This window comes from Streptomyces griseus (assembly GCF_900460065.1).
GTDB classification, from domain to species: Bacteria; Actinomycetota; Actinomycetes; order Streptomycetales; family Streptomycetaceae; genus Streptomyces; species Streptomyces griseus.
This window is the reverse complement of sequence record NZ_UAVD01000023.1, coordinates 248,813-258,620: the sequence shown is the minus strand read 5'-3', so window position 1 is coordinate 258,620 and position 9,808 is coordinate 248,813. Positions and strand designations below refer to the sequence as shown.

9 protein-coding genes are annotated in these 9,808 nt (G+C 73.0%); 3 read left to right on the top strand and 6 right to left on the bottom strand.

Features of this window, described 5'->3' with window-relative positions; all coding sequences use genetic code 11:
• Nucleotides 1-932: MFS transporter (locus DTB53_RS10475; RefSeq protein WP_146777725.1), on the bottom strand; the 932-nt coding region annotated here is incomplete at its 3' end.
• A gap of 511 nt (nucleotides 933-1,443) precedes the next feature.
• Between DTB53_RS10475 and DTB53_RS10470 the strand changes: the two genes are divergently transcribed.
• Entirely contained in the window at nucleotides 1,444-2,481 is a 1,038-nt protein-coding gene (locus DTB53_RS10470) for a phosphatase PAP2 family protein (RefSeq protein WP_012381508.1), read from the top strand.
• 130 nt (nucleotides 2,482-2,611) lie between these two features.
• On the opposite strand, the gene DTB53_RS10465 is transcribed toward DTB53_RS10470, so the two are convergent.
• From DTB53_RS10465 to DTB53_RS10450, 4 genes are all read right to left on the bottom strand, one after another.
• On the bottom strand, nucleotides 2,612-2,827 hold the full coding sequence (locus DTB53_RS10465) for an I78 family peptidase inhibitor (RefSeq protein ID WP_012381507.1): 216 nt from the start codon (nucleotides 2,825-2,827) through the stop codon (nucleotides 2,612-2,614).
• 390 nt (nucleotides 2,828-3,217) lie between these two features.
• Entirely contained in the window at nucleotides 3,218-4,183 is a 966-nt protein-coding gene (locus tag DTB53_RS10460; RefSeq protein ID WP_012381506.1) for a helix-turn-helix transcriptional regulator, read from the bottom strand.
• Between the two features lie 175 nt (nucleotides 4,184-4,358).
• Nucleotides 4,359-5,201: a hypothetical protein gene (locus DTB53_RS10455; RefSeq protein ID WP_012381505.1), complete on the bottom strand. Its 843-nt coding sequence runs from the start codon at nucleotides 5,199-5,201 to the stop codon at nucleotides 4,359-4,361.
• Nucleotides 5,198-6,481: a glycosyltransferase family 4 protein gene (locus DTB53_RS10450; RefSeq protein ID WP_012381504.1), complete on the bottom strand. Its 1,284-nt coding sequence runs from the start codon at nucleotides 6,479-6,481 to the stop codon at nucleotides 5,198-5,200. The genes DTB53_RS10455 and DTB53_RS10450 overlap by 4 nt, the downstream gene beginning before the upstream one ends.
• A gap of 488 nt (nucleotides 6,482-6,969) precedes the next feature.
• Here DTB53_RS10450 and DTB53_RS10445 point away from each other — a divergent pair, with 488 nt between their 5' ends.
• Nucleotides 6,970-7,752 carry a DUF8842 C-terminal domain-containing protein gene (locus tag DTB53_RS10445; RefSeq protein ID WP_003970048.1) on the top strand — a complete coding sequence of 261 codons (783 nt, stop codon included), beginning with the start codon at nucleotides 6,970-6,972 and terminating at the stop codon, nucleotides 7,750-7,752.
• Between the two features lie 137 nt (nucleotides 7,753-7,889).
• The gene (locus DTB53_RS10440) at nucleotides 7,890-8,234 is read left to right on the top strand and encodes a hypothetical protein (RefSeq protein WP_003970047.1); all 345 of its coding nucleotides are present in this window, start codon (nucleotides 7,890-7,892) and stop codon (nucleotides 8,232-8,234) included.
• Between the two features lie 76 nt (nucleotides 8,235-8,310).
• Here DTB53_RS10440 and der read toward each other — a convergent pair whose 3' ends face one another.
• A complete protein-coding gene (gene der / locus DTB53_RS10435; RefSeq protein ID WP_012381502.1) occupies nucleotides 8,311-9,780 on the bottom strand; it encodes a ribosome biogenesis GTPase Der in 1,470 nt (489 codons plus the stop codon).
• Nucleotides 9,781-9,808: the final 28 nt, after the last annotated feature.

Here is a 9,808-nt window from a genome sequence, read left to right as displayed (position 1 = left end):
GGGCTGAGCCCCAGCACGAGCTGGAGGTACTGGACGGCGATCAGCTGGAGGCCGACCAGCGCCAGCATGGCGAGGACGATGCAGCCGACAGCGGTGGAGAAGGCCGGGCGGGCGAACATCGAGACGTCGATCAGGGGATGCCGGCGGCGCCGCTGCCGGCGGACGAAGAGGACCAGCAGGACGAGCCCGAGGGCCGACGGGCCCAGCGCGAACGGATCCAGGAGCCCCGCGCCGCCGCCCAGGCGCTTCACGCCGAGGACGACGCCGAGCACCCCCGCCGCGGCGGTCAGCGCGCCCAGCACGTCCCACGGGCCGTCGTCGCCGCCGCGCGACTCGGGGAGCAGCCGGCGGCCCAGCGGCAGGATCACGGCCATCAGCGGGATGTTGATCAGGAAGACCGAGCCCCACCAGAAGTGCTCGACCAGGAAGCCGCCGACGACCGGCCCGGTGGCGGCTCCGACCGCGGCGACCGCGGTCCACACGCCGATGGCGAGCGCCCGCTCCCGGCGGTCGGGGAAGACCTGGCGCAGGATCGACAGCGTGGCGGGCATGATCATCGCGCCGCCGACACCGAGCAGGGCCCGGGCCGCGATGAGGACGGCCGGGGTGTCGGCGGTCGCGGCGAGCGCGGAGGCGACGCCGAACAGCGCGTACCCGAGCAGGAGCACCCGGCGTCTGCCGATCCGGTCACCCAGTGTGCCGAAGAGGATGAGCAGAGAGGCGCAGACGAGGGGGTAGGCGTCGACGATCCACAGGAGGGCCGTGCCGCTGGGGCGCAGATCCTCGGTGACGGCCGGAACGGCGACGTGGAGCACGGTCGCGTCGAGTGCGACCACCAGGAGACTGAGGCAGAGGACCACGAGGACGACCCAGCGGTTGGCGCCGTCGGCGGCCTTGCGCAGCCGGACCCCGGCCGTGGTCGTCCCGGACATCTACGTACCTCCCGATGAGTCCCTCGCGCTCGGCGGGCCGACGGTGACGGTGGGGTGCGCGTCCCTCGGGCCCGGCATCGACGGGCGAGTGAGCCGTCAGCGTACGCGAGTCCGGCGAGGTCACATGTGGTCCACGTCATACCCTGCTCCGCCGCACAGTGTGGCGTACGCCATGCCGGGACCGGCCGGGGGGGCTCCCGTCCGGCTCCCGTCCGGCCGTCCGTGACGCCCGCCGCGAACGGGGTCCCGGCGGCTTCGGGGGGCGTGACGCGACGGCCGCGCGCCTCCCCCGAATGGCGGGATCAATTGCCGGGGATTCCGGTGCGCCTCTATTTCCGAGAGATCAAACACGCTTACGAACGGAACCGATGAGCAATTGGTCACAAGATCACGGAGATTCTTCGCCGCGCCCGGAAAAGGCCCCGTTCGGAGACGAAGTCCACATCACATCGTCATCACAAAGAGCCCGGATTGGCCTGCTCGCGCACTCACTCGCTGTAACGTCGATTGGGTGCGTACCGACATCTTTGCCCGGCTGGACCGGGAGCCGGAACCGCCGAAGATAGTGGCACCGCGGATGAGCCGTCACCGCATCGCCCTCTTCGGCGGGACGTTGGCGTTCTATCTCGCCATCGTCTGGGCGGTGCTGATCACGTCCTGGCTGGTGGCCCTGGACTGGAAGGTCATGCTGTTCCGGCCCTACCAGCAGTGGCCCGAACTGCACGCCTTCCTGGACTACTACGTCGTGCTCGGCCAGCGCGGCCCCACCGCGGTGATGGTCGCCTGCTGGCTCGGCTGGCGCTCCTGGCGTCAGCACACGCTCCGCCCGCTGCTGGTCCTCGGCACCTCCCTGCTGCTGCTCAATCTGTCGGTGGGCGCGGTCAAACTGGGGCTCGGCCGGCTCGGCCCGCACTACGCGACACAGATCGGCTCGGCCGAGATGTTCGCCGGCGGGGATATATTTCCCTCCGGCCACACCGCGAACGCCGTCGTGACCTGGGGCATCCTCGCCTATCTGGCCACCACGCCACGTGCCAGGCGCTATCTGTCGGCAGTGTCCGCCACGGTCTCGCTGGGCGTCGGCCTCACCACCGTGTACATCGGTACGCACTGGCTCAGCGATGTCGTGCTGGGCTGGGCGGCCGGGCTGCTCATCCTCCTGGCGCTGCCCTGGTTCGAGCCGCTGATCGCCCGGACCGAGACCTGGATCTTCGCGATGCGCGAGCAGTGGCGCGAGCGTCGCGACGGCGCCCGCCCGGCACCCGCGGCCGGATCGGGAGCCGGGCCGGGGTCAGGGCCGCAGCCGGTGCTGCTGCCGCAGTCGATGGCCACCGACGGCCTCGCGGCCGAGACCGTGACCGCCGGGGTCGAACCGGTCCTCCCCGCCGGGCATCCTGCCCCCGGCGCCCGGGCCCGGGCCCACGGCGGGCACCCCGTGCGCCCGGGCGCCCTGCCGGTCGCCCCCGCGGGCGTCCGCCGTCCGACGCCGCACACGGAGCGGGGAACGCGCGGCACCGGCAGCCCGGCGCGCCCGATGACCGGCGGCTGACCCCGGCGCCCCGCCGCGCCCGCTCGCCGACGGACGCGGAACGGGGCGCGCACGGTCTCACCCGCACACCGAAGGCCCCGACCGCGGTCGGGGCCTTCGGCGCTGTCGGGGCCCGGTGCGGGCCGGCGGGTCAGCCCAGCCAGCAGCGCGTCACCGTGTCGTCCTCGACCTGGAAGTTGATGCGGCCCTGACGGAACTCCATCGTGAGGAAGGTGCCCGGGGGAACGGCCCGGACCGTGTCCCAGCCGCGACTCCTGGCCTGGCGCTCGGCGGTCTCGGCGGCGAGGCCGACGTACGACTCGGTGGCGTCGTCCGGCTGGGCGGGAGGGGTCGGTAGAGATGCCATGCCTTCACCGTAGGCGGCCCCGGACCGTGACGGAAGGCCGGGCCGGAGGGCGTCCGGGACCGTGCCCCGCTGCATCCCCACATGCCGTGCCGGTCACGCTTGTGTCACAGGATCCCCACACGTGTATACGCGGCCCTATTCACTCGAACGGCCCGATCGGAAGCATCCGGCGCCCATAACCGGGAAACCGCGTTCACCGCCGTGAGGGCGCGCCGGAAGTCTTCCGGAATCATGGGATGACCTGCTTCTTTTCCCATCGGCGGAGAGCTTTGGCCGAATGCCGGGGACATCGCGAATTCGCGGCCCCGTAAACCGGCATTTCCGTGACCGCGCACTCCCCCGGCCGGCCCGCCGGCCTCCGGACTGCGGGCCGGCACCACACCCGGAGTCTCACGATCCGTCGAGCGCGCGCGTGAGCCGGTCCCTCGCCTCCCGCATGACCTCGATCAGTCCCGGCGGCTCGATCACCTCGAAATCGATCCCCATCATCAGCACGTGGATCGCCAGCACGGCGAGGTCCGGCGCGCCCGCGGTCAGCCGGCAGGTGTCCGCGTCCACGGGCTCCAGGACCCCGGCGGACGGCGAGACCCGCCGGGCGGCCTCCGCCGCCGGGGCCTTCAGCAGGACCACGGCCGTCTCCGCGTACGCGGAGACCGCGACGCCCTGGGAGACGTACGCCGCCAGATCGTCCGCCGGCGCGGGGCGGGGGACGAAACGGGGGCCGTGCGGCGGGGTCGGGGTGATCCGGTCCACCCGGAAGGTGCGCCAGTCCGCCCGGTCCGGATCCCAGGCCACCAGATACCAGCGGTGCTCGGTGCAGACGAGCCGGTGCGGCTCCACGGTCCGGCGCGAGACCTCCCCGTCGTGCGTCCGGTAGGCGAACCGGAGCCGCTCCGCGTCCCGGCAGGCGGCCGCCAGCTCGGTGAGCACAGCGGGGTCCACGGCCGAGTCGTCCGCCCCGCGCAGCATCGGGACGGTGAACGCGCCGAGCGCGCTCACCCGACGGCGCAGCCGGTTCGGCAGCACCTGTTCCAGCTTGGCCAGCGCGCGTACGGAGGTCTCCCCGATGCCCTCGATGCCGTGCCCGGCGGCCGTGCGCAGGCCGACGGCGACCGCGACGGCCTCCTCGTCGTCCAGCAGCAGCGGCGGCAGTTCGGCGCCGGCCCCGAGCTGATAGCCGCCGCCCGTGCCCCTGCTGGCGTTCACCGGATAGCCCAGGTCGCGCAGCTTGTCGACGTCCCGGCGCACGGTGCGCGGGGTGACGCCGAGCCGGTCGGCCAGATCCGCGCCGGACCAGTCGCGGTGGGCCTGGAGCAGTGAGAGCAGGCGCAGCAGTCGTGCCGAGGTCTCCAACATGCGGATGAGTCTGCCAGGGGCTGCGGACAGGACCGGTCCGCAATCCCCTCGGCCGCCAGCCCCGAACCGCTCGGGCCCGAACCGCTCGGGCCGGGTCGGCTCGGCCCCGATCCGCTCGGGCCGGGTCGGCTCGGCCCCGATCCGCTGGGGCCGGGTCGGCTCGGCCCGGACCCCCTCAGCGGTTCGCCGGACCGGGCTCCAGCCGGAGACAGAGGTCGTTGGCGGAGGTGTAGCAGGGGGTGGCGAGCACTCCGGGGGCCGGTGCCCGGGTCGGGTAGACGAAGGACTTGCTCCGGGACCAGACGTCGTCGAGTATCCGGGAGATCCTGACCCCGGCCGCGCCCGCCGCCGGGACCAGCCACAGCTGCCAGAGCCGCACCCCGTCCACCGGTCCGGCGGCCGGCGGGGCGTAGGGCAGGGTGAACGCGAAGGACCCGGCCGGTCCGTCCGGGCCCGGGGCGGTGAGCGGGACGCTGTGCACCCGGTCCGGCCCGCCCGGCAGCCGGGCCTCCACCGCGGCCCCCTCCCCCGCCTCGACGCCGTACAGCACGCCGTGGACGGTCACGCCGGCCGGGCCCGCGAGGACGTGGCCCGCCTCGGCGTGCGGGGCGCGGACCCAGGAGCGCACGGCGAGCCGGCCGTCGGGGGTCGGGTACGGGACCCGGGCGCTGACGCTCGCGGCTCCGGTGTCCGGGCAGCGGTCGACGAGGGCCCGCAGGTCGCGCAGCCCCGGTGCGACGACGGCCTCGGCGGGCTCGTCCCCGGGCTCCTCGACATACGTGTCCCAGCGCCCCTCGGCCAGTTCGGCGGCGGCCGGGAGCACCGCGCGCAGCCGCCCGGGCGCCGGCCTGCTGAGCGGTATGCGCACCGCGCCGCCGGGCCTCCCGCCCGCCGCGCCCCGGCGCCGCAGGAGCAGCACGGAGTCGGGGGCGGGGGCCGGGGCGGTCAGGTCGAAGGTCAGCGTTCCCGCCCGATCGGCGGAGCAGTCGGCCCGTACGGTGGCCATGGCGGGAGTCATGCGGCCCTTCCCCTGCGGAGCACGTCGGCGGCTTTGTAGCGCAGGGCGTAGGCCCCGTCGAGGACGCTGCCCCGGGTGCGGTGCAGCGCGGTGCGCAGGGCGCCGGCCCCGTGCCCCCGGGAGCCGCGCGCGACGAGTTCGGTGAACAGGCGCTCGTGCCGCTCGGCGATCCGCGCCGGGTCGAAGCGGGCCGAGGCCTTCAGCGCGGCCCGGCCCGTCCGGTGGCGCAGTCCGTCGTCCTCGATCAGCCGGAGCAGGGCTGCGGCGATCGCGTCCGGGTCGCCGACCGGGACCAGCCGCCCGTCGACGCCGTCCTCGATGATCTCGGCCGGTCCGTGCGGGCAGTCGGTGGCGACGACCGGCAGTCCGCCGCGCATCGCCTCGACGATCGTCATCCCGAAGGACTCACGGTCCGAAGTGACGGCGGCGATCGACCCCTTGGGCCACTCGGCCTCCATCGGGTTGGCCGATCCCATCAGGAACACGTGGTTGTGCAGGCCGAGTTCGTCGACGAGGGCGCGCAGCGACGCCTCTTCGTCACCGGTCGCGTCCCCGCCGCCGTAGATGCGCAGCCGCCAGTCCGGGCGGGCCGCGGACACCTGGGCGAAGGCCCGCACCAAGAGGTCGTAGCGCTTGACCGGGTGCAGCCGGCCCGCCGCGACGACCCACTTCAGCTCCCCGCTCGCGGGCGGACAGGCGGGCTCGGGAACGGCGTTGGGGATGGCCTCGATGCGCAGGCCGGGCAGGTGCAGCCGGCTGCGGTAGTCGTCCGCGTCGGCACGGGTGACGGTGGTGAGCGCGTCGAGCAGGGTGTACCGGTGCGCGATCTCGCGGCGGAGCCGGTAGTTGTGGCTGTCGAGCGTGAGGTGCTCCTGCCCGACGCGCACCGGTCCGCGGCGGGTCCCCCGGCTGAGGTGCACGTTGAGCCCGGGGCGGGTGCCGACGACGACGTCCGCCTCGGTCGCCCGGAGGTGGGCGGCGATGCGGGCGTCGGTGAGCCTGCTGTACTGCTTGTGCCTGCTGTCCCCGCGCGGGAACACCCGTGCGGGCCTGGCGTGTTCGGCGTCATCGCCGTCGTACGCGGCGCTCTTCTTCCGCAGGTCCACGAGGTGGCGCAGCGTCACGCCCTCGGGTGCGCCGAGGACCGGGGCGTCCCGGTGCCGGAAGACGGACACGATCTCGACGTCGTGCCGCTCGGCGAGCGTACGGGCGAGCGTGAACGTCGTCCGAATGGTTCCTCCGATTCCATAAGCGTTGTGCAGAAGAAAAGAAATATGCATGGCTTCGCTGTTTCCCCTGTAGGCACGGCCTTGTCAAGTCTGCACTTCCCGGCGATTTCCTGTCCGAAATCCACCGGGAAATCCCGGAGTATCCGCGAGATCTCTCACGGTAGGCCCCTTCCCCCGCAGAACCGCCGCTGACCTGCGGGTTCCGGAGGCATTCAATCCGGATAGCCGCACGCCCGGGAAGCAACGGGACCGCGTGCGCGGGCCACCGGTGCGGTGCCCCGGACGGCTACCCGCCATCCGTTCACCAAGACTTTCCTTCGTGCTTGACGTAGAGGAATGCCGAGAGGTTGCCCGTGCCCCGGCAAAAATTCCCCGGCGAAGCGCGCGCGAGCCGTACGTCGACTGCTCGACGTACCGATGTGTCGACCTGTCCCTCACTTCCGTACGCCCGGGTGCGTGACCCCGGCCACGGATCCCGCGTTGTCTCTTCATGGAGCCCGGGAACCACCCGGCCCACGCACCGAGTTCGAGGAGTCCCCGTGCCGCGCATGCTCGACGTCAGCCAGGACGTACGCGCCGAGATCGGCGACGACGAAGCCGACCGGCTGCTCGTCGGCGACAACGCCCCGGGCAGTTACGACTGCACCTCCTGCCGCACCCCCGGCGACTCCGACCAGGAGCGCACCAGCACGGTGCTGTTCATCGGCGACGAGACCGCGGTCCTCGCGTTCGCCCACGCGACCTGCATCCCCTCGCAGGTCGTGAAGGTCGCCGAGGACCAGCTCCAGGGCGCGGTGCGCAGCATCACCGGAAGCGAGCAGAAGGATACGGAGGGGCGCATGCCCGAACAGGCCGTCCTCGGCATCACCAGCGGACTCGTCCTCATCGAGGACGATCTCCGCCCGGCCCTGGTCGTCGAACCGACCGGCCCGGTCGCCCGGCCCGGCACCGACGGCAGCGGGGGCGACGAGTTCCTCCAGCTGCTGCTGGAGCAGGGCTTCCGCCCCGCCCCCGACCTGAACCGGCTGCCCGAGGTCCTCGCGGGCTGGTCCGTGCTCCTGGCGGTGGGCCAGCTGCACGCCGTGCTGCAGCCGAGCGCCGGCGGCGGCAACCCGGTCGCCTGGTGGCAGGCGCACCAGCCGCTCCAGGTGACCGAGGGCTGGCGGGCCGCGGTCAACAAGTCCCAGACCGTCCTCGTCTTCGCCGCCCCGGCCGGCACGATCGGTCAGCAGCCGCGCGAGGACCTGCTGCGGGACGCCCTGGAGAAGGCCGCGGTCAACGGGGTCCTGGTCGCCGCCTCGATGCCGCTGGCCGGGACCTGATCGTGTCCGGCCGGCCGGGACGCCCCCGCCGAACAGCGTTTTCTCCGGCGGAACCGCATCCGACGGGCGGTGAGGTCGTTGGCACCTACGTGCACTCATACGACTCCTCCCGCCAGCATCAGAGTCAGATCCCTGCCATGCGTCCTTCGCAGGATCCGTCGGGGGGCGTGTCCCCCACCCCGATCTACGACGCGCTGTACTCCGAGTACCGGCGCTCGTTCCGGGCGTTGCCGGGTGACCGGAGCGGCGAGGAGAATCTCGGGTTCCCGGCCTTCGGCGCCGGTCTCTTCGCCTCCAGGACCGCGCTGGGCGGCCACCCCGCCCCCTCCTCCGGACACGGCGGCAACGGTGCGCACAACGGCCAGGGCGCAAGCGGCGGGCAGAGCCAGCACACCGGGAGCCTCGGCTCCTGGCAGCGGGTGGGGCGGCATGCGGGGCGGCCCCGGCCCGCGGCGCTGCCGCCGGGGTCCCGGGACTCCTGAGGTCCGGCGAAGGCCGCACGACGAAGCCCCGGGCCGCTCTCGCGAGAGCGGCCCGGGGCTTCGTCGTGCGCCGGTGCTACTTGTTGCGGCCGCGCTTCTCGCGGACCCGGACGGAGATGTGGATCGGGGTGCCCTCGAAGCCGAACTCCTCGCGCAGCCGGCGCTCGACGAAGCGGCGGTAGCCGTGCTCCAGGAAGCCGGAGGCGAAGAGGACGAAGCGCGGGGGCTTGGTGCCGGCCTGGGTCCCGAAGAGGATGCGCGGCTGCTTGCCGCCGCGGATCGGGTGCGGGTGGGAGGCGACGATCTCGCCGAGGAAGGCGTTGAGCCGGCCGGTGGGTACGCGGGTCTCCCAGCCCTCGATCGCGGTCTCGATCGCCGGGACCAGCTTCTCCATGTGCCGGCCGGTGACGGCCGAGACGTTGACGCGCGGGGCCCAGGAGATCTGTGCGAGCTCCGTCTCGATCTCGCGCTCCAGGTAGTAGCGGCGCTCCTCGTCGAGGGTGTCCCACTTGTTGAAGGCGACGACGAGCGCGCGGCCGGCCTCCACCGCCATGGTGATGATCCGCTGGTCCTGGACGCTGATGGACTCGCTGGAGTCGATGAGGACGACGGCGACCTCGGCCTTCTCGACGGCGGCTGCCGTACGGAGCGAGGCGTAGTAGTCCGCGCCCTCCTGGAGGTGGACGCGGCGGCGGATGCCGGCGGTGTCGATGAACTTCCAGGTGATGCCGCCGAGGTTGATCAGCTCGTCGACCGGGTCGCGGGTGGTGCCCGCCAGTTCGTTGACGACGACCCGGTCCTCGCCAGCGACCTTGTTCAGCAGGGAGGACTTGCCGACGTTCGGACGGCCGATCAGGGCGATCCGGCGGGGCCCGCCGAGCGCGGTGCCGAACTTCTGTGCCGGGGCGTCCGGCAGGGCTTCGAGGACCGCGTCGAGCATGTCGCCGGTGCCGCGGCCGTGCAGCGAGGAGACCGGGTAGGGCTCGCCGAGGCCGAGGGACCACAGGGCGGTGGCGTCGGCCTCGCCGCTCTGGCCGTCGACCTTGTTGGCGCAGAGGACGACGGGCTTGCCGGCCCGGCGCAGCAGCTTGACGACGGCCTCGTCGGTGTCGGTGGCGCCGACGGTCGAGTCGACGACGAAGACGACCGCGTCGGCCGTCTCGATCGCGTACTCGGCCTGGGCGGCGACGGAGGCGTCGAGGCCCAGCACGTCCTGCTCCCAGCCGCCGGTGTCGACGACCTTGAAGCGGCGTCCGGCCCACTCGGCCTCGTAGCTGACGCGGTCACGGGTGACGCCGGGCTTGTCCTGCACGACGGCCTCGCGGCGGCCGATGATCCGGTTCACCAGGGTCGACTTGCCGACATTGGGGCGGCCGACGACGGCGAGCACGGGGAGCGGGCCGTGACCGGCCTCGTCGAGGGCGCCCTCGACCTCCTCGGGATCGAAGCCTTCCTGCGCGGCGAGCTCCATGAACTCCGCGTACTCGGCATCGCCAAGTTCTCCGTGCTCGTGGCCCGAGCCGTCGGAGTGAATCTGGTCGTTCATGAAGTCCGTTCCTCTTTGCATCATCATC

Bases quoted from the DNA above. Each gene is read 5' to 3' on its own strand.
- DTB53_RS10465 (WP_012381507.1), bottom strand. From the start codon at position 2,827: ATGGCATCTCTACCGACCCCTCCCGCCCAGCCGGACGACGCCACCGAG.
- DTB53_RS10460 (WP_012381506.1), bottom strand. From the start codon at position 4,183: ATGTTGGAGACCTCGGCACGACTGCTGCGCCTGCTCTCACTGCTCCAG.
- DTB53_RS10455 (WP_012381505.1), bottom strand. From the start codon at position 5,201: ATGACTCCCGCCATGGCCACCGTACGGGCCGACTGCTCCGCCGATCGG.
- DTB53_RS10450 (WP_012381504.1), bottom strand. From the start codon at position 6,481: ATGCATATTTCTTTTCTTCTGCACAACGCTTATGGAATCGGAGGAACC.
- DTB53_RS10440 (WP_003970047.1), top strand. From the start codon at position 7,890: ATGCGTCCTTCGCAGGATCCGTCGGGGGGCGTGTCCCCCACCCCGATC.
- der (WP_012381502.1), bottom strand. From the start codon at position 9,780: ATGAACGACCAGATTCACTCCGACGGCTCGGGCCACGAGCACGGAGAA.